The organism is Yoonia sp. 2307UL14-13 (assembly GCF_037572755.1).
Classification (GTDB): domain Bacteria; phylum Pseudomonadota; class Alphaproteobacteria; order Rhodobacterales; family Rhodobacteraceae; genus Yoonia.
Genome location: NZ_JBBIFZ010000006.1, coordinates 1 through 17,482 on the forward strand (window position 1 = coordinate 1; position 17,482 = coordinate 17,482).

The following is a 17,482-nucleotide window of genomic DNA, read 5'->3' on the forward strand; positions in this document are numbered from 1 at the left end:
TTCATACTCCTTGATCATCCCAATGATCTGCTCGTCACTAAATCTGCGTTTCATAGTCCATCCTCTCTTGGGACGGATTACTAACACTTCAGTGGCCCGATTTCAGGGGGCTGGGTCACGATGATGGCAGAGATTGAAGCCCTTCCATCAAAGCGAACAAGAAATCCTCGGACTGGCCAGCTGTTAGAGGAACGTCTTTTTGGGTACGGAACCGCGACAGGATATCGGAAACGCTGGATAACAATCTGTAAGAAAGCGGGAATCCCGTATTTGTCAGCGCGCGCGGCAGGTCGCCACGGTTTTTTCACCGAGTTGGTGGTTCGCCAAAAGGTTGATCCAGTTACCGCAGCCAAGGCTGGTAGGTGGTCCGACCCGACACTTCCACTTAGCACCTATGCCCATTCTGAGACCGATGAAGAGGAAATTCGACGTCGATTTCGGACAAAACCCAAACAGAAGCGTAAGTCAAAAGCTTCTAAGAAATTGAAAAAGAAAGGAAAAGATAGTGTTGAATAGCCCCCTCCTAAGGGGCAGGTTGCAGGTTCGAATCCTGCCGGGGTCGCCAGCACTCTTTCTGCCAGAAAAACCAATAGTGCGCGCAAAAAAGGAAGGTCGCGAGCGGACCATATCCACGGCCAAATCGGCTGTCTGGCGGACAGGTCTTAAAGTGATCGAGGCGCTTCGACCCGAAGATGAAAAGACAGGCGCGTAACCCGGCTCGTTCGACTGCGTTGCATAATTTTACCGCCATTGCGGAAAAAACGGGTTAAACTTCGAAACAGAAATGGCACCGAGCGAAAGTGCCTGGCCTGTGAGGGAGCCTGTTATGAAAAACGCCATGCAACCTGTTCTGATACTGCTGGTCTTGTCGAAGCCTGCTTTTGCCGTTGACACATGTCTTGTCGGGCTTTGGCAAATGGATGCGAATGACTTTGCCAATGCGATGGGTGCGCAGATGGGCGGCACGGCCAGCTATGAAAGCGGCTCCGCAACGCTTGAGATCAGCGAGGCGGGCGCGATGTCGCTCTTGGCACAGGACTTGGCCGTCGCGGCAGCCATGCCCGATGTGCCCCCGATGACGATCACGATCAGCGGCTATTCCCGCGGTGATATCACCGCCGACGATGGGGCCACCTATGTCGCCAACGCGACCGACTATGCGCTTGTCGGTTCAGCGGATGTTCTGGGCACCCGGATGGATATTCCTTTAACCACCGCCGATGGTGCTGGCTGGGGTCAATCCAGCGGCAATTATGCCTGCGTGGATGATGTGCTGAGTTTCGTCCCGAACGAGGCCGGGTCGATCCCGCCGACATGGCGCAGAGTACGCTGAGTGGATTGGCGGGCGCAGCTTGACCCCCATGGTCTGCGCGTGTTGGGCGAATGTACCGATGGCGACGACGCCCTGACGCTGATCGGCCCGGACGAACCTGCATTCTGGCCGATCTTTCGCGGCAGTCCCGAATATGCCGAAAGCGCGCCCGATCCACTGGACCGCTGGTCGGCCCGTGTTCTGGGGGCTGTGGCCGATACGGTTGGCGGCACGCCGATCTTTCCCTTCGGCGGTCCACCTTACGCCCCGTTTCAACGCTGGGCCGTAGCCACGGGCCGGGCATGGCCGTCGCCGATCGGATTTCTGGTGCATGAAGAAATCGGCATGTTCGCATCCTATCGCGGGGCAATCCGGCATCGGGGGTCAGCCAAGATCGGGACAGGTGATCGACCATGTGACACTTGCACCGGCCAACCCTGCCTGTCGGCCTGCCCCGTCGACGCCTTCGCCGATGGCTATGATGTCGACCGATGCAAAGCGCATTTGCATAGCCGCGAAGGCCGGACATGTCGCATGCGGGGTTGCCTTGCCCGCCACGCCTGCCCTATCGGTCAAGGGCGCCGTCTGCCCGCGCAGGCTGCTTTTCATATGGAGGCGTTCCTATGACCTTTCGTCTGATCCTGATCCGCCATGCGAAATCCAGTTGGGACGATCCGACCGCCGACGATCATGACCGATTGCTGAACACGCGGGGTTGTCAATCGGCCAAGACCGTGGGTGCATGGATGGCGGAACGCAGCTATGTGCCACAGGTCGTCTTGTGTTCCGATGCTGCCCGCACGCGCGAAACGGCCGCGCTGATCCTGCCACAGCTTTTGCCTGCGCCGAAGTTGAAACTGTCCGCGGCGTTGTACCACGCCGCCCCCGACACGATGCTTGATCTGGTCAGCAAACAAGATGCCGGGACTTTGGCCGTTATCGGCCACAATCCCGGAATCGGGATACTTGCCAACGCATTGGCGGGCCAGATGCCGGATCATCCGCGTTTTGATGACTATCCCACCTGCGCGACGACGGTCATGGATTTCGATATCGGCGCGTGGCGAAATGTTGGGCCCGGCAAAGGGCGTGTGGTCGACTTTGTCGTGCCGCAGGATTTGTTGAAGTGAGTCGGAGGCCCCGGGTCGTCCTCCGGGGCTGCGTCGCGATTAGTGACCCAAAATCTGGCTCAGGAACAACTGCGTCCGTTCCGACTGCGGGTTGAGGAAGAATTCCTCGGGCTCGTTCTGTTCGACGATCTGACCCTGATCCATAAAGATCACCCGGTTCGCCACCTGACGGGCAAAGCCCATCTCGTGCGTCACACACAGCATGGTCATCCCCTCCTCGGCCAGTTCGATCATGGTGTCGAGCACCTCTTTGATCATCTCTGGGTCCAGTGCCGATGTCGGTTCGTCGAACAGCATGATCCGCGGCTTCATACAAAGCGACCGGGCAATGGCAACGCGCTGTTGTTGACCGCCGGACAACTGGCCGGGATACTTGTCGGCCTGTTCCGGGATCTTCACCTTTTCAAGGAAATGCATCGCAATTTCCTCTGCCTCTTTCCTGGGTGTCTTGCGCACCCAGATCGGGGCCAGCGTGCAGTTTTCGAGGATCGACAGATGGGGAAACAGATTGAAGTGCTGAAAGCACATCCCGACCTCTGACCGGATCTTGTCGATGTTTTTCAGATCCGATGACAGTTCCGTTCCGTCTACGACGATGCTGCCTTGCTGGTGTTCCTCCAGCCGGTTGATACAGCGGATCAAGGTCGATTTTCCGGACCCCGACGGGCCGCAGATGACGATCCGCTCCCCCCGGTTCACCGTCAGGTCGATATCGCGCAGCACATGGAACGTGCCATACCACTTGTTCATCCCTCGGATTTCGATGGCGACCTCATCCGAGACCTGCATCTGGCTGCGATCGATTTCGCGTTCTTTTGTCATTTCAACCATTGTCAGGTCTCCTTAGCGGTGTTCACGCTGGAGCTTTTTCTCCAGGTAGAGTGAGTAACGGCCCATGCTGAAACAGAAGATGAAGAACAGGACGCCGATAAAGACGAAAAGCTCCCAATAGATACCGTTCCAGTCGGTTGTGGCCCGGATCGCCGATGCAATGCCAAGTGGGTCGAACAGACCGATGAACAGGACCAGCGTCGTATCCTTGAAGAGCCCGATAAATGTGTTCACGATCCCGGGGATCGAGATTTTCAGCGCCTGCGGCAAAATGATCAGGCGCATGGATTTCCAGTAATCAAGGCCCAGCGCATCCGCCGCCTCGTATTGACCTTTTGGCAGCGCGGCGAGGCCACCGCGGATCACCTCGGCGATGTAAGCGGACGAGAAAAAGGTCACCATGATGATCACCCGCAGTGTCAGGTCGAAATTCGTGCCGGGAGGCAGGAAGTAGTTCAACAAGAGCTGCGCCGTGAAAAGCCAGACGATCAGGGGGATGCCCCGGATGACCTCGATAAAGGTCACTGCGGAATATTTGATGATCGGCAGGTTGGATTGCCGTGCCAGCGCCAAGAGGATGCCCAATGGCAGCGACAGTACGATGGCCGATAGCCCGATCACCAAGGCCAGAAGGAAGCCACCGATGGACCGGCTTTCGACGAATTGAATGCCGAGCGGGATCAGGTCTTGCAGCGTTCCCGACAACGGACCCGCCACCAGCAACCAAAAGATCAGCGGCAGCACGATAGCGCCAATCACCGCGGCCAGATTTCCCGCAAGCTGCAGGAAAAACTTGTGGGCGGCATAGCCGACAAAGAACCCAAGCGCGATGACAATCGGTGTCCAGACCGAACCGCCCCAGATCAACCAGAAACAGGCCAAAGGCGCGATGCCGGTCAGGATCAGCATCTGCCGCGGCAGGTTGGGGAACAGGATCGGGGCCAAGCCGCCCAGGAACAAGAGCAGCGCAAGGATCGGCCGCCAATACAGGTTGGACGGATAGTAACCAAAGACAAGCTGATGCCACCGGTCATTCAGAACCGAAAAGCAGGCCCCATCATGGGAGGTCAGCCCGCGCTCTGCCAGAACCTCGCGGCATTCGGTCAGGCTGGCAGTACCCCAAACGGAGTTTGCAAGCCATGGAATGATGCCGGCCAGCACGGTCCAGATCACATAGATCGAAAGAATGGTCAGAACGCTGCTGAGAACGCCCGAGAACAGGTTTTCCCTGATCCATTTGATGGCTCCCCGCTCCAATGCAGGCGGTTCCTGCTGGGGCAGCATGCTTTCGCGGACATAGGTGACGGTTTGTGCGTGTGTATCGCTCATCCTACCGCTCCTTCAGCTGTGTCGAGGTGTTATAGAAATTCATCACCGCCGAAATCAGCAGCGACAGCACAAGGTAGAACCCACCCAGTAACAGCATCCCTTCCAACTCTCGGCCGGTCTGGTTGATGGTGATGCCGCCCAGGGTCGAGCGGACATCCATGTAGCCAACAGCCAAAGCCAGGGACGAGTTCTTGGTCAGGTTCAGATATTGTGAGATCAGCGGCGGGATGATCACCCGCATGGCTTGCGGCAGAATGACGAGGTTCATGGTGCGGCTGGGCTGGATACCCAGCGCATAGGCGGCCTCGGTCTGACCTTTGCTGATGGCCAGAATACCGGCACGCACGATTTCGGCGATGAAAGCGCCGGTATACAGCGACAAGGCCAGCAACATCGCGAGGAACGAATTCCGCATGAAAACGCCTTCGGTAAAGTTGAAGCCGCGCAGGTAGGGTTGGACGATCGTGGCACCGAGGAAAAACAGCACCAGCCCGACGGGTACGATCAAAAGGCCGAGACTTGCGTAAAGCGTGTTGGGTCGGTCACCCGTCGCCTCCTGAATCCGGTCAGCCCGTTTGCGAAGGAACCGAATGCCGACAAGGCTCGCCGCCAGCACGCCAAAAATCAGCAGCCAGTCGGACCAGCCCGACGCGACCGGGGTCAGGTCCTCTTGCGGCGCGACGGCTTCGTTTCCACTGATCGAATTGGTAAAGGCAATCCGGGGGACATACGTTCCGCGGCCAGTGATCGCGACAGAGTCGAACAGGATCATTGATGCTTCGGGTTCGTCCCCGCGGAAATCGCGCGGCTGTGGCAGCGACTCTGACAAGATCGCGAAGATGAAGATGATCCAAAGCAGCAAGGGAACGTTGCGGAACCCCTCGACATAGACAGACATCAGTTTGTTGACGACCCAGTTTTTCGACAGGCGTAAGACACCAGCGATCACGCCAAGGATGGTGGCGGCAATGCAGCCAATGAAGGCAAGCAACAACGTGTTGAGAATACCCACCAGCGCGGCCCGTCCGTGGCTCATCTGGTTGTCGTATTCAATCAACATCTGGTTGATATCGTAACCAGCCGGGCTGCTCAAAAAGCCAAAGTCGAAATCCTTACCAAGGTTTTCGAGGTTCTGGATCGTGTTGTTAATCAGCCATGAAAATCCGGCGATGATCAGAATCAGGGCAACGACCTGGATCGTGATCGATCGATAGCGCGTATCATATATAAGCTGGCTCAGCCGAAACGAAGGGCTCGGCGGGTCGGTCAACGTCGACATTTATATCTCCCCGTGGCTCCCGTTTTCAGTCGCGCTGGCTTCGATTATGCCGAATGTCTCAGCGCGCGGGATGCGCATTTTTGGCAGCGGTAGCTATTGGGAAAAGGGCCCGGTTTTCACCGAGCCCTTTGCCGTTTTCAGATTTTACCGGAATGGTGGCGAATAGATCAGGCCACCTTCGGTCCACTGCGCGTTCAGGCCGCGGGCCAGACCGATCGGTGTGTTCTCACCGATGTTCTTTTCGAACAATTCGCCATAGTTACCACCGGCAGCGATCGCGTTCTGCGCCCAGTTGGCGTCGAGGCCCAGCATCGCGCCCAGTTCACCTTCGGTGCCCAGCAGGCGGTTGACCTCTGGATTGTCCGTCGGTGCAGCGGCCAGATCGTTGACGTTGGTCGACGTCACACCCAGTTCTTCCGCAGTGATCAGCGCATTCAGCGTCCAACGCACCACGTCGCCCCAATCGTTGTCACCGTGACGGACCAGTGGGCCCAGCGGCTCTTTCGAAACGATTTCCGGCAGCAGCACGTGGTCGCCCGGATTTTCAAAGGTCGCACGTGTCGCGGCAAGGCCCGAAGCGTCCGTCGTGTAGACGTCACAGGCACCAGCAAGGTACTGCTGCTGTGCTTCGGCATTGGTTTCGATCGGCACAGGCTCATAGCTGATGTTGTTGCTGCGGAAGAAATCCGCAAGGTTCAGCTCGGTCGTGGTGCCGGTCTGAATGCAGACGGTCGCGCCATCCAGATCCTTGGCCGAGTTCACGCCCAGTTCCTTGGGCACCATAAAGCCCTGACCGTCGTAATAGTTGACACCGATGAATTCGAATTTCAGGTCGACATCACGGCTGAAAGTCCATGTCGTGTTCCGGGCCAACATATCGACTTCACCAGAGGCAAGCGCCGTAAAGCGGGTCTGACCCGTGGTGGGAACGAATTCGACCGCTTGCGGGTCACCAAAAATCGCCGCAGCAACCGCGCGACATACACCAACGTCAAAACCAGTCCAAACACCATTTGCATCCGGGGCCGCAAAGCCAACCAGACCAGTCGTCACGCCGCAATTCAGCGAGCCGCGTGCCTTGATGTCATCAAGCGTTGCCGCCGAAGCCATGCCGGCAGCAAGACCAGCAACAGTCAGCGCGCCGAAGAATACGGTTTTCGTCATTTTTACCTCTTCCTGAGTTTCCGCCCCATAAAGGTGCGGCCAATTTTTATCCCGTCCCGATAGACGTTCATGATGAATGAGGTCGGTCACCCGGCCTCAGCGTCGTTAGAGTGTGCGGAATTGCGCGATCACGTCAAGGGTGACTAGTGCGTCGACCAGGGCAAATGCCGTAAAAATTGGCGGTTTTGGCAGGTGGTGCTGCAAAACACTCTGTTTCTTTCACCGAATGGAAAGCCCGTAGAATCGTGCCGCGTCCAAAAAGGCCTGCCGCTTGACCGCTGCGGCCGCGCTCGCCTCTTCGTCGTCACCCCATTGGGCGATTTGCCAGTCTTCGTCGATCCGGGACAAGCTCCATGCCTCGTCCGGGTTCAGCCGATCCCTGGTGACGGCCAGCGCGAGGATCAGGGAACCGGACAGGCTGATCAGGTCGTGCACGCCTGCCAGCGCGAAATTGTCAAAGCTGTCCACCTGCCGCCTCAGCTTGTCCAGAACCGCCGGGTCTTGCGCAACATGCATGACACCCTCTCCGACCCACAGCCGGGCGCCGAAGGTTTCGGCGGCCCAATCAAGCAGCGGATCCCATCCCGCAGCCTGTCGTCCGATCAAACCTTCGGGTCCTGCGGCCCGATAACATAGCAGGTCGCTGTCGCCATATTCCGCGAGCGACGCGACAACCTCTTCCCGCTGCGCACCGACCTTGTCGATGGCGGCGTTGGCGGCTCGGGTGACGGGCATGGTCCGTGGGTCTATGAAATCGACCTGAGCGTCCCACTCGGCCGCGATGGCGTGTGCCATAGCCTCGGTCGGTAGTTTCAAAGCCGCCTTCGCCGGCGTTTTCACGGTTCGCGTATCGAGTTGCACCGTAAAGCCACCGTCAAGCGGGGCGACCTGAGCCGCTTTCCAGAACCTTTTGGCCTTCCATTCCGTCATGCGTCGATCCCGATCACCTCATCGATGGCCTGTGGCAGAACATCGAAGCTGTCGATCAAGCAGTCAGGCTGCAACGTGTTGGCGTCGTGATAGCCCCAGCTCACGCCGATGGTCTTCACCCCTGCCCCCCGGGCCATGTCCATGTCATAGGTGGTGTCGCCGATCATCACGGCGGCCCGAGGGTTCACGCCGGTTTCGGCAAGCGCGGTATTGATCATGGATGGATGCGGCTTCGACGGATGATGGTCGGCCACCTGTTCACTGTGGAAAAACCCGGTCAGGCCGTGCCGTTCGAGAACCTTGTCCAACCCCCGCCGCGATTTACCGGTCGCAACAGCGAGGAGCGTGTGGTCTTGGGCACGGAGCGTGTCCAACACTTCGCGCGCGCCGGGGAAAAGCGGGCCAAGTTCTTTGTCATTCGTGCGCAGGTCGGCGAAGGCATCCTTGTAGGCGCCGACCAACCGGCCCTGTTGCACGGTCTCGGTCTGCGGAACCAGTCGCGCGAATGCCTCGGCCAGCGACAGCCCGACAATCGACAGGACCGCAGGCCGCGCGGGCATCTCAAGCCCCTCACTGGCAAAGGCCAGCGTCATGGCCGCCATGATCTCGGCCTGACTGTCGACAAGCGTGCCGTCGACGTCAAAGATGGCAAGGCGCAGATCACTCATCAGGCATGTTGAACGGATCGACGGGTGCATGATCGACGTTCCAGCCGACATAATCCCATGTGTTTTGCATATGCTCGGGCAAAGGCGCGGTGATATGGAGCATCGCGCCAGTCGCCGGATGTTTGATGGTCAGGCTGCGCGCGTGCAGATGCATCTTGCGCCCGATTTCGGACCCCATCCCGGCGCCCCAGCCATCGCCGAGGTTTTCCTGACCAGACCCGCCATATTTGCCGTCGCCAACGATTGGGTGCCCGATCTCGGCCATGTGTGCGCGCAACTGGTGGGTGCGCCCGGTGATCGGAACCAGTGCACACCATGACGCGCGGCTGGCAAGGGTGTCCATGACGGCGTAATCGGTCGTCGCCCGCTTTGCACCTTCGGTTGTCGCAACATCGTTCGGATGCACACACCGCATCTTTTCATTCTCACCACCGCGCCCATGGCCGGGTGCCTTGACCAGCCCGTATTTGATCGTGCCCGCACGCGGATGGGGCACGCCGGCGATCGCCGCCCAGTAGATCTTGCGTGTTTCGCGATGCTTAAGATGTTCCGTTAGGTCCTTCGCCATCATCCGTGTCCGCGCCAGCAGAAGAACACCGGATGTATCCTTGTCAAGCCGGTGCACAAGGCGTGGCTTTTCGTCCATCCCAAAGGTCAGGGCCTCGGCCAGACCGTCAACGTGGCGGATGGTTTTGGACCCACCCTGCGTGGCCAAACCGGCCGGTTTGTTCAAAGCGATGATGTGATCGTCGCGATAGATGACGCAGGATTGGATCATCTTTGCATCAGCCTTGGTGACACCCTGCTTGGCCAGCGCCGATGCCGCAGCGGCCTCCGCCTCACTCGGCAACGGTGGGATGCGCACCTTTTGCCCGGTTTCCAACCGGGTGCTGGTCTTCACCCGCCCCCCATCGACGCGCAATTCGCCCTTGCGGCACATCTTTTCGATGCGGCCCTGTGTCAGATGCGGGAACAGACGCCGCAGGTAGCGGTCCAGCCGTTGATCACCATCGTCAGGCCCCACGATTCGGGTTTGCACGCCGCTCATGTCAGACCTCGGGCAAGCCACAGGCCCGCGGCACAAGCGGCAATCGACAGGACAACCGACGCGGCGATGTAGCCGCCCGCCGCCACGGTCCGCCCGTCTTCGACCAGACGCAGGGCATCCAGCGAAAAGGCCGAGAATGTGGTAAACCCGCCAAGAATCCCGGTCATGATCAAGGGCAGCCAGTGTTGCAGCCCTTTGGCGGCCAACCAGACCCAGACGATCCCGATGGCGAATGACCCGACAACATTGACCGTCAGCGTGCCCATAGGAAAGGCCACGACAAGGCCAACCACATAACGCAGCACAGCGCCCAGCGCGCCCCCAACAGCGACAGAGATAACCGGTGAAATCATGCGCGTCCCTTGGCGGTTTGACCTGCGGATGTCAATTCCCGCGCTTGGCGCGCAGGCCCGCAAAGTAGTCCACCCGTTTCTTCAGCTCACGCTCGAACCCGCGATCAACCGGTGTGTAGTAAACCCCACGCTTCATCCCATCAGGGAAATAGTTCTGCCCAGAAAACCCGTCCTCGGCGTCATGGTCATAGGCATAACCCGCGCCATAACCCTGATCCTTCATCAACTGCGTCGGCGCGTTCAGAATATGGGCTGGCGGCGGCTCTGACCCGGTCTTTTTCGCCGCTGACATCGCCCCCTTGTAGGCCACATAGGCCGCGTTCGATTTCGGCGCGAGCGCCAGATAGGTCAACGCCTGCGCCAACGCCAACTCACCTTCTGGGCTGCCAAGGCGCTCGTAAGTCTCCCACGATTGCAGGCAGACCGCCTGCGCCTGCGGATCGGCAAGCCCGATATCCTCCACCGCCATGCGTGTGATGCGACGCGCCAGATAGCGGGGATCCTCACCGCCGTTCAACATCCGGGCAAACCAATACAGCGCGGCGTCGGGGTCCGACCCGCGCACGGATTTGTGCAAGGCACTGATCAGGTTGTAATGCTCGTCCCCCGATTTGTCGTATTTCGCCGCGCGCTTCATCAGCCGTTTGGTCAGATCATCAGTGGTCAGCTTGTCATCCGTCCGCCACGCCGTGATCTGCTCGATCAGGTTCAAAAGCGCGCGCCCATCACCATCGGCCATCTCAAGCAAAGCCTCACGCGCGTGACCATCCAGAGGCAACGGTTTGCCTAAATCGGCCTCGGCCCGCTGGGCGAGCAATTCGAGATCTTTCAGATCAAGCCGGGTCAGCACCAGGACCTGCGCGCGGCTCAGGACGGCGGCGTTCAACTCAAAGCTCGGGTTCTCGGTTGTCGCGCCTACCAGCAGGATGGTCCCGTCTTCCATATGCGGCAGAAACCCGTCCTGCTGTGCCTTGTTGAAGCGGTGGATTTCGTCCACGAACAGCAAGGTCCCCTTACCATTCTGACGACGCATCTTGGCGGCCTCGAACACTTTGCGCAGGTCTGGAACACCGGTAAAGATCGCGCTGATCTGAACGAAATGCAGGTCGGTTTCGTCGGCCAGCAGGCGGGCGATGGTCGTCTTGCCAACACCCGGCGGACCCCAGAAGATCAACGAAGACAGTGCCCCCGAGGCCAGCATGACACCCAGCGGGCTTTCTGGCCCCAGGACCTGTTCCTGCCCGATCACGTCGGACAACCTTGCGGGCCGCAACCGATCGGCCAAAGGGCGAGGCGCCGTATCGGGTTCTGGGGTACTGTTGAAAAGGTCGGCCATCACGTTTCCCTAAGACACGTCATTGCGGTTCAATCTGGTATGTGCAGCGGCCATGCAGATTGCAAGGACGGCAAAAAAAACGATTCTTCACCCACATCTACGCGGCTGACGTCATGCAAACGAATTCCGCCGTCTGGACAATCAGTTGGCCGTAGCGTTCGCAATCATAAAGTGTGTCGATTTTGGGAACGCTTCTCAGGTTTCATCGTTTTTAACACACAGCGCTGAAGACAACGCAAACTCTATGGGAGTAAAACAATGACACGCTTTTTGACGACAGCCGCAACAGCACTCGTTCTGGGAACCGCGGCATATGCGCAGGACCAAAGTTCTGTCTTCTCGGATACAACTTTTGACGCCGAAACAAACCTGAACGCTTCAGAATTGATCGGTATGCGCGTCTATGCAAGCGAAGCCGATATCAACAACGAAATGACGATGGCGGCCGGTGATGAGACCGAGTGGGATGACATCGGCGAAATCAATGAAATCTTGCTGACGCGCGATGGCGAAGTGCAAAACGTGATCGTGGGTGTCGGCGGCTTCTTGGGGATAGGCGAGAAGGATGTCGCCATCAATATGTCCGAGCTGAAATTCGTCAGTGAAGACGGCGAAGGCGACGACTTTTTCCTCGTCGTGAACGCGAACGCAGCCGGTGTTGAAGAGGCGCCAGCCTACGAAACCGAAATGTCGTCAGCTGATGCAGATCAAGACGCTGCCACCATGGAAACTGAAATGGCCGATGGCAGTCAGGACACAGATACCATGGCAGTTGAAGGCGACGCCGAAGTTGTGGCCGAGTCTCCTCGTGAAATGCTGACGCAGCCAAACATCGAGCGTGAAGGTTACGAGACAACCGAGGTCACCGAATTGACCGCAGATGATTTGACCGGTGCGCGGGTTTATGGCCCGAACGACGAAGATGTCGGTGAAATCAGCGAACTGCTCATGACAAACGACGGCCTGATCGATCAGGCAGTCATTGATGTGGGTGGTTTGTTGGGCATCGGTGAACGCCCGGTCGCCGTTACGTTCGACGAATTGCAGATCATGCGTGCGGCTGATGGTGGCGACCTGCGTGTCTACATCGACAGCTCGCAGGAAGCACTGGAACAGCAGCCAGAATACAAGGGCTAAAATCTGATAGGCCGGGGAGATTTCCCCGGCCTTTTCTTTACGCGGCAGTGGTCTTGCCTCTGGTATTGTGATGGGGGATGTTTGATCACTGTGATCATTGATTTTGGTCGAAAATGCGCGTTGACTACGAAACTCTTTCACAAACCGTCGCAGCCCTCACCGAAGGCGAGGATGATCCGATCGCCCTCATGGCGACGATCGCCTGCGAAGTGCATCATGCCGACGATCGCTTTGACTGGACCGGATTTTACCGCGTCGTCGCCCCGGAACTGATGAAGATCGGCCCGTATCAGGGCGGCCATGGGTGCCTTGTCATCCCCTTTGCACGCGGTGTTTGCGGGGCGGCGGCACGGACCGGCGAAATCCAGATCGTGCCCGACGTAGACGCCTTTCCCGGCCACATCGCCTGCGCGAGCAGCACGCGGTCGGAGCTGGTCTTGCCGGTGTTCGACGATAGCGGCGCAGTCACCGCCGTTTTCGACCTGGACAGTGACCAGTCGAACGCTTTCGATCAAACCGATGCGGACGCTTTGGACATGATACTTAAGGCCACCTTCACAAAGTAGCGTACTTTGCTTGCCTCTAGGTCAAATTCGCAACAATGTCGTGTTGCCATTGACGGGAGATTATGCATCATGAAAAATAATGTCATATTTTCACGGATATCTCATGCCGGACGATAAACGGCCGACGCGCACGCTGGGTGCGGACCTGCGCGCATTGCGTAAGGCACGCGGGATGACATTGACAGATCTGGCTGATGCGATGGGGCGATCCGTCGGATGGCTCAGCCAGGTCGAACGGGATATCTCCAGCCCCGCGATTGCCGATCTGGGCAAGATGGCGGAACTGTTGGATGTGTCGATTTCCAGCCTCGTACAAATTGGTGCCGCGCCCGGTGAGGATGGCCTGATCGTGCGCGCCCATGCGCGCAGGCCCATCGGCAGCCGCACACCGGGCCTGACCGAGGCACTGCTGTCACCGGACCTGACCGACAGTTTCGAGGTGCTGCATTCGTCCTTTGCACCGGGATCGGAACTGCCCGCCCCGCTCAGCCGCGAAACGCAAGAGGTCGGCTATATCATCAACGGCCATCTGGATATCTGGATCAATGGCAAGATGTTCAAATTGGCGCCGGGCGACAGCTTTCGGCTGCGCGGCGAACAATTCAGCTGGGCCAATCCCTATGACGAAACCTGCGACGTGATCTGGGTGATCTCGCCGCCGGTCTATTAGGGCCATGCAGGGACGGTGCGCATGCGGTCAGGTGACCTTTGCGGTCATCGATGCACGCCCGACAGCCACATTTTGCCATTGCAGCCAATGCCGCCGCTTCAGCGGCCACTACTGGGCCGCGACCCGTGCCGATCTGACAAACGTCACCTTTATCGCCGAGGACACCCTGAGTTGGTATCGCTCCTCCGATCATGCAAGCCGCGGCTTTTGCAGTCATTGCGGATCCAGCCTCTTCTACCAGCCCGACGGCGCCGATCACCTCGGCATCGCCGTCGGATGTCTTGATCAACCGACCGGTTTCACCCCGGGCAAACATATCTTCACCGCCGATGCCGGCGATTAATGCACCATTCCGGACGATGCGCCGCACGTACCGGAGTAGAAAGAGAGTGACCCATGGCTGATTTCCCCTCGACCGCGCGCGTCGTCATCATCGGTGGCGGTGTCGTTGGCGTATCTACGCTATACCATCTGGCCAAGAAGGGCTGGACCGACTGTGTGCTCTTGGAAAAGAACGAATTGACAGCGGGGTCCACGTGGCACGCGGCGGGCAACTGCCCGAACTTCGCCCCGAACTGGGCTGTGATGAACATGCAGCGCTATTCGTTGGAAATGTATCGCGGGCTGGCGGATGAGGTCGACTATCCCATGAATTACCACGTGACCGGCGCGCTGCGCCTGGGTCACACCAAAGAACGCCGTCAGGAATTCGAACAGGTCGCCAGTCAGGCGCGGGCGATGGGCCTGACGATGGAAATGATCGGCATCGAGGACATGAAGGACTACAACCCCTTTGTCGAAATGCATGATTTGTCGGCCGTTCTGTGGGACCCGCTGGACGGGGATATCGATCCGGCACAGCTGACGCAGGCGCTCGCCAAGGGTGCCCGCGACCTGGGCGCCCGGATTGAACGCTTCTGTCCCGCGACCGGCGTGTCGCAGACCGACACAGGTGAATGGATCGTCCATACCGACAAGGGCGATATCAAATGCGAAAAAGTGGTGAATGCCGCCGGTTACTACGCCGCCCGCGTCGGCGAATGGTTCAAGCCTTATGGCGGGCGCGATGTGCCCATGGTCGTCATGTCCCACCAGTATTTTCTGACCGAGGAAATCGACGAGATCAAAGCCTGGACCAAGGAAAACGGCAAAAAGACCCCGATGATCCGGGACGTCGACAGCAGCTACTATTTGCGGCAGGATAAAAATGGCCTGAACCTCGGCCCCTATGAACGGAACTGCAAGGCGCATTGGGTGACCAGGGACGATCCAATGCCGGACGATTTCAGCTTTCAGCTTTATCCCGATGATCTGGACCGCCTGGAGTGGTACATCGAAGACGCGATGGAGCGGGTGCCTGTCCTCGCCACCGGCGGCGTCGGGCGCAACATCAACGGACCCATCCCTTATGCCCCCGACGGCCTCCCGATGATCGGCCCGATGCCCGGCGTGCGAAACGCTTACGAGGCACATTCCTTCACCTTCGGCATCGTCCAGGGCGGCGGCGCGGGCAAGGTCATGGCGGAATGGTTGACCGAAGGCGAAACCGAACTGGACATGTGGGCCGTCGATCCGCGCCGCTACACCGACTACGCCGATCACGATTTTTGCCACGCCAAGGCGCTCGAAACCTATGGTCATGAATACGGGATGCACTTCCCTCACAAGATGTGGCCCGCAGGGCGCGACAAAAAATTATCGCCGAACCACGACGCGCTGATCGCGGCGGGGGCCCAGATGGGCGCGTACAATGGCTGGGAACGCGCCAACTGGTTTGCTCAGGATGGTGAGGACACCTCCGCTGAGACAACAGAAACATGGGAACGCCAGGGTCCATGGAAAGCAGGCGTTGAGCGCGAGGTCGAGGCGGCCACGAATGGCGTCGCCGTGCTCGATATGCCCGGCTTTTCCCGCTACACTTTGAAAGGTGAGGGTGCCGCCGAATGGCTGCGCGGCCAGATCGCCGGGGCATTGCCCAAGGCGGGGCGGATGAACCTCGGCTATTTCTCCGACAGCCGCGGCCGGATCGTGACCGAAGTAACGATCATTCGCCGGGGCGAGGATGATTTCTGGCTGATGACCGCCGCCGTCGCGCAATGGCACGATTTCGAATTCCTCCGCGATCGACTGGCGCCGGGACTGGAATTGAAGGACATCACGTCGGAATGGTCCACGCACCTTGTCTCCGGTGCAAAGTCGCGTGATCTGATGGCGCAAATCTCGGATGGTGACCTTTCGACCGGCTGGCTGACCATTCAGGATGCGACCGTCGCGGGTAAACCCGCGAAACTCTTCCGCATCAACTTTGGCGGTGAACTTGGCTGGGAAGTGCATACCAAGATGGAAGACAGCGCCAACGCCTACACCGCAATCCGCGAGGCCGGGGCCACGCCATTTGGCATGTTCGCCCTGAACGCGATGCGGGTCGAAAAAGGCTACCGGTCCTGGAAGGGCGACCTATCGACGGACTATTCCCTCCTCGAAGGCGGGCTGGAGCGGTTCATCCGCTTCAACAAGCCGCAGGACTTCCCCGGCAAGGCCGCGCTGATGAACGAAAAGCAGCAAGGCAGCAAGAAAGGGTTCGCGACGCTGACCATCGACAATCCAGGCCCCGCGGACGCACCCTATATGTCGCCCATTTGGGTCAATGGCGAAGTGGTGGGCGAAACCACATCGGGTGATTGGGGTTTCCGCGTGAACAAGTCCATCGCACTTGGCATGCTGCGCACCGACATCAACGTCCCCGGCAACAAGGTCGAGATCGAGATTTACGGTGAACGCTTTGCCGCAACCGTCCACCCCGATCAACCGCTCTGGGATCCAGAGAACGAACGCATTCGGGCCTGATGGCACAGATTACGTTGATGGATGGCGGTTTGGGTCAGGAATTGGTGCGCCGATCCACCGACGCGCCAACGCCGCTTTGGTCGACCCAGGTCATGGTCGACCATCCCGGTATGGTCGCCGATATCCATCGGGATTTCGTCGCTGCGGGCGCAAGGCTGCATGTAACGAACACCTACGCGCTGCACCGGGATCGGCTTGCAGGGACCCCGCTGGAGGATCGGTTCAGTGATCTGCATCGGATCGCCCTGGATGAGACGATCAACGCCTGTGCCGGGCACGGGCGCATCGCCGGGTCGATCGGCCCGCTGATCGCCAGTTATCGTCCTGACATCCATCCCGATCAAGCAACCGCAGTGCCACTTTATGCCGAGGTCGCACAGCTTCTGGCGCCGCATGTCGATCTGTTGATTGGCGAAACGATCGCCTCCATCACCCATGCAAAGGCCGTTCTGGAAGGCGCGCGCAGTACCGCCAAACCCGTCTGGCTTGCCATGACGGTCGATGACCAGGACGGCACGCGGCTGCGTTCGGGTGAGCCCTTGGCCGACGTGATCGCCATAGCCGACGGCGCGTCGGCGCTCTTGGCCAACTGTGCCGCACCCGAGGCGATGGCGGCGGCGATGGATGTTCTCGCTACATCAGATAAACCGTTCGGCGCCTACGCAAACGGTTTCACCCAGATCACCAAGGATTTCCTCAAGGACAAACCGACGGTGGCCAGCCTTCGATCCCGCGACATCGACCCCAAGACCTACACCCAATTTGCGCTGGGTTGGGCCGATCAGGGCGCAACGATCCTCGGCGGCTGCTGCGAAATCGGCCCCGCGCATATCGCCCATCTGGCGACGGCACTGGGCAAAGCGGGGCATACGATCGTCTAGC

Annotated in this window: 19 protein-coding genes; 10 read left to right on the forward strand and 9 right to left on the reverse strand. The window is 59.0% G+C overall.

The window, feature by feature from the left end:
• Nucleotides 1-120 precede the first annotated feature (120 nt).
• The 4 genes from V8J85_RS14410 to V8J85_RS14425 all read left to right on the forward strand — a co-directional run bounded on the left by V8J85_RS14410 (nucleotide 121) and on the right by V8J85_RS14425 (nucleotide 2,442).
• Nucleotides 121-516 carry a hypothetical protein gene (locus V8J85_RS14410; RefSeq protein WP_339954460.1) on the forward strand — a complete coding sequence of 132 codons (396 nt, stop codon included), beginning with the start codon at nucleotides 121-123 and terminating at the stop codon, nucleotides 514-516.
• A gap of 310 nt (nucleotides 517-826) precedes the next feature.
• A complete protein-coding gene (locus tag V8J85_RS14415) occupies nucleotides 827-1,333 on the forward strand; it encodes a hypothetical protein (RefSeq protein WP_339954461.1) in 507 nt (168 codons plus the stop codon).
• Nucleotides 1,334-1,939, forward strand: a complete 606-nt coding sequence (locus tag V8J85_RS14420; protein WP_339954462.1) for a ferredoxin — start codon at nucleotides 1,334-1,336, stop codon at nucleotides 1,937-1,939.
• Nucleotides 1,936-2,442, forward strand: coding sequence for a SixA phosphatase family protein (locus V8J85_RS14425; RefSeq protein WP_339954463.1), 507 nt, complete (start codon nucleotides 1,936-1,938; stop codon nucleotides 2,440-2,442). The genes V8J85_RS14420 and V8J85_RS14425 overlap by 4 nt, the downstream gene beginning before the upstream one ends.
• Before the next feature lie 39 nt (nucleotides 2,443-2,481).
• Here the strand turns inward: V8J85_RS14425 and V8J85_RS14430 are convergent, their stop codons facing one another.
• The 9 genes from V8J85_RS14430 to V8J85_RS14470 form a co-directional block, all read right to left on the reverse strand.
• Nucleotides 2,482-3,273, reverse strand: a complete 792-nt coding sequence (locus tag V8J85_RS14430; RefSeq protein ID WP_339954464.1) for an amino acid ABC transporter ATP-binding protein — start codon at nucleotides 3,271-3,273, stop codon at nucleotides 2,482-2,484.
• 12 nt (nucleotides 3,274-3,285) lie between these two features.
• On the reverse strand, nucleotides 3,286-4,602 hold the full coding sequence (locus V8J85_RS14435; RefSeq protein ID WP_339954465.1) for an amino acid ABC transporter permease: 1,317 nt from the start codon (nucleotides 4,600-4,602) through the stop codon (nucleotides 3,286-3,288).
• Between the two features lies 1 nt (nucleotide 4,603).
• Complete coding sequence (locus tag V8J85_RS14440; protein WP_339954466.1) at nucleotides 4,604-5,881, reverse strand: amino acid ABC transporter permease; 1,278 nt, start codon at nucleotides 5,879-5,881, stop codon at nucleotides 4,604-4,606.
• 144 nt (nucleotides 5,882-6,025) lie between these two features.
• A complete protein-coding gene (locus V8J85_RS14445; RefSeq protein ID WP_339954467.1) occupies nucleotides 6,026-7,045 on the reverse strand; it encodes an amino acid ABC transporter substrate-binding protein in 1,020 nt (339 codons plus the stop codon).
• Between the two features lie 219 nt (nucleotides 7,046-7,264).
• The gene (locus tag V8J85_RS14450) at nucleotides 7,265-7,975 is read right to left on the reverse strand and encodes an ATP12 family chaperone protein (protein ID WP_339954468.1); all 711 of its coding nucleotides are present in this window, start codon (nucleotides 7,973-7,975) and stop codon (nucleotides 7,265-7,267) included.
• Nucleotides 7,972-8,643, reverse strand: coding sequence for an HAD-IA family hydrolase (locus V8J85_RS14455; RefSeq protein ID WP_339954469.1), 672 nt, complete (start codon nucleotides 8,641-8,643; stop codon nucleotides 7,972-7,974). Before V8J85_RS14455 ends, V8J85_RS14450 begins: the two co-directional genes overlap by 4 nt.
• Complete coding sequence (locus tag V8J85_RS14460) at nucleotides 8,636-9,691, reverse strand: RluA family pseudouridine synthase (RefSeq protein ID WP_339954470.1); 1,056 nt, start codon at nucleotides 9,689-9,691, stop codon at nucleotides 8,636-8,638. Before V8J85_RS14460 ends, V8J85_RS14455 begins: the two co-directional genes overlap by 8 nt.
• Nucleotides 9,688-10,044, reverse strand: a complete 357-nt coding sequence (gene crcB / locus V8J85_RS14465; RefSeq protein WP_339954471.1) for a fluoride efflux transporter CrcB — start codon at nucleotides 10,042-10,044, stop codon at nucleotides 9,688-9,690. Before crcB ends, V8J85_RS14460 begins: the two co-directional genes overlap by 4 nt.
• Nucleotides 10,045-10,075: 31 nt before the next feature.
• Nucleotides 10,076-11,380: a replication-associated recombination protein A gene (locus V8J85_RS14470; RefSeq protein ID WP_339954472.1), complete on the reverse strand. Its 1,305-nt coding sequence runs from the start codon at nucleotides 11,378-11,380 to the stop codon at nucleotides 10,076-10,078.
• A gap of 258 nt (nucleotides 11,381-11,638) precedes the next feature.
• Between V8J85_RS14470 and V8J85_RS14475 the strand changes: the two genes are divergently transcribed.
• The 6 genes from V8J85_RS14475 to V8J85_RS14500 all read left to right on the forward strand — a co-directional run bounded on the left by V8J85_RS14475 (nucleotide 11,639) and on the right by V8J85_RS14500 (nucleotide 17,481).
• Nucleotides 11,639-12,517, forward strand: a complete 879-nt coding sequence (locus V8J85_RS14475) for a PRC-barrel domain-containing protein (protein WP_339954473.1) — start codon at nucleotides 11,639-11,641, stop codon at nucleotides 12,515-12,517.
• Nucleotides 12,518-12,630: 113 nt separating this feature from the next.
• Complete coding sequence (locus V8J85_RS14480) at nucleotides 12,631-13,083, forward strand: GAF domain-containing protein (protein WP_339954474.1); 453 nt, start codon at nucleotides 12,631-12,633, stop codon at nucleotides 13,081-13,083.
• A 79-nt stretch (nucleotides 13,084-13,162) separates the two neighbouring features.
• Nucleotides 13,163-13,753 carry a helix-turn-helix domain-containing protein gene (locus tag V8J85_RS14485; RefSeq protein WP_339954475.1) on the forward strand — a complete coding sequence of 197 codons (591 nt, stop codon included), beginning with the start codon at nucleotides 13,163-13,165 and terminating at the stop codon, nucleotides 13,751-13,753.
• 4 nt (nucleotides 13,754-13,757) lie between these two features.
• Entirely contained in the window at nucleotides 13,758-14,096 is a 339-nt protein-coding gene (locus tag V8J85_RS14490) for a GFA family protein (RefSeq protein WP_339954476.1), read from the forward strand.
• Nucleotides 14,097-14,149: 53 nt separating this feature from the next.
• The gene (locus tag V8J85_RS14495; RefSeq protein ID WP_339954477.1) at nucleotides 14,150-16,600 is read left to right on the forward strand and encodes a GcvT family protein; all 2,451 of its coding nucleotides are present in this window, start codon (nucleotides 14,150-14,152) and stop codon (nucleotides 16,598-16,600) included.
• On the forward strand, nucleotides 16,600-17,481 hold the full coding sequence (locus V8J85_RS14500; protein WP_339954478.1) for a homocysteine S-methyltransferase family protein: 882 nt from the start codon (nucleotides 16,600-16,602) through the stop codon (nucleotides 17,479-17,481). The genes V8J85_RS14495 and V8J85_RS14500 overlap by 1 nt, the downstream gene beginning before the upstream one ends.
• Nucleotide 17,482 lies beyond the last annotated feature (1 nt).

What these genes read in the sequence shown, in the direction of transcription:
- V8J85_RS14410 (WP_339954460.1), top strand. Translation starts at nt 121, where the DNA reads ATGATGGCAGAGATTGAAGCCCTTCCATCAAAGCGAACAAGAAATCCT.
- V8J85_RS14415 (WP_339954461.1), top strand. Translation starts at nt 827, where the DNA reads ATGAAAAACGCCATGCAACCTGTTCTGATACTGCTGGTCTTGTCGAAG.
- V8J85_RS14425 (WP_339954463.1), top strand. Translation starts at nt 1,936, where the DNA reads ATGACCTTTCGTCTGATCCTGATCCGCCATGCGAAATCCAGTTGGGAC.
- V8J85_RS14430 (WP_339954464.1), bottom strand. Translation starts at nt 3,273, where the DNA reads ATGGTTGAAATGACAAAAGAACGCGAAATCGATCGCAGCCAGATGCAG.
- V8J85_RS14435 (WP_339954465.1), bottom strand. Translation starts at nt 4,602, where the DNA reads ATGAGCGATACACACGCACAAACCGTCACCTATGTCCGCGAAAGCATG.
- V8J85_RS14440 (WP_339954466.1), bottom strand. Translation starts at nt 5,881, where the DNA reads ATGTCGACGTTGACCGACCCGCCGAGCCCTTCGTTTCGGCTGAGCCAG.
- V8J85_RS14445 (WP_339954467.1), bottom strand. Translation starts at nt 7,045, where the DNA reads ATGACGAAAACCGTATTCTTCGGCGCGCTGACTGTTGCTGGTCTTGCT.
- V8J85_RS14450 (WP_339954468.1), bottom strand. Translation starts at nt 7,975, where the DNA reads ATGACGGAATGGAAGGCCAAAAGGTTCTGGAAAGCGGCTCAGGTCGCC.
- V8J85_RS14455 (WP_339954469.1), bottom strand. Translation starts at nt 8,643, where the DNA reads ATGAGTGATCTGCGCCTTGCCATCTTTGACGTCGACGGCACGCTTGTC.
- V8J85_RS14460 (WP_339954470.1), bottom strand. Translation starts at nt 9,691, where the DNA reads ATGAGCGGCGTGCAAACCCGAATCGTGGGGCCTGACGATGGTGATCAA.
- crcB (WP_339954471.1), bottom strand. Translation starts at nt 10,044, where the DNA reads ATGATTTCACCGGTTATCTCTGTCGCTGTTGGGGGCGCGCTGGGCGCT.
- V8J85_RS14470 (WP_339954472.1), bottom strand. Translation starts at nt 11,380, where the DNA reads ATGGCCGACCTTTTCAACAGTACCCCAGAACCCGATACGGCGCCTCGC.
- V8J85_RS14475 (WP_339954473.1), top strand. Translation starts at nt 11,639, where the DNA reads ATGACACGCTTTTTGACGACAGCCGCAACAGCACTCGTTCTGGGAACC.
- V8J85_RS14480 (WP_339954474.1), top strand. Translation starts at nt 12,631, where the DNA reads ATGCGCGTTGACTACGAAACTCTTTCACAAACCGTCGCAGCCCTCACC.
- V8J85_RS14485 (WP_339954475.1), top strand. Translation starts at nt 13,163, where the DNA reads ATGTCATATTTTCACGGATATCTCATGCCGGACGATAAACGGCCGACG.
- V8J85_RS14490 (WP_339954476.1), top strand. Translation starts at nt 13,758, where the DNA reads ATGCAGGGACGGTGCGCATGCGGTCAGGTGACCTTTGCGGTCATCGAT.
- V8J85_RS14495 (WP_339954477.1), top strand. Translation starts at nt 14,150, where the DNA reads ATGGCTGATTTCCCCTCGACCGCGCGCGTCGTCATCATCGGTGGCGGT.
- V8J85_RS14500 (WP_339954478.1), top strand. Translation starts at nt 16,600, where the DNA reads ATGGCACAGATTACGTTGATGGATGGCGGTTTGGGTCAGGAATTGGTG.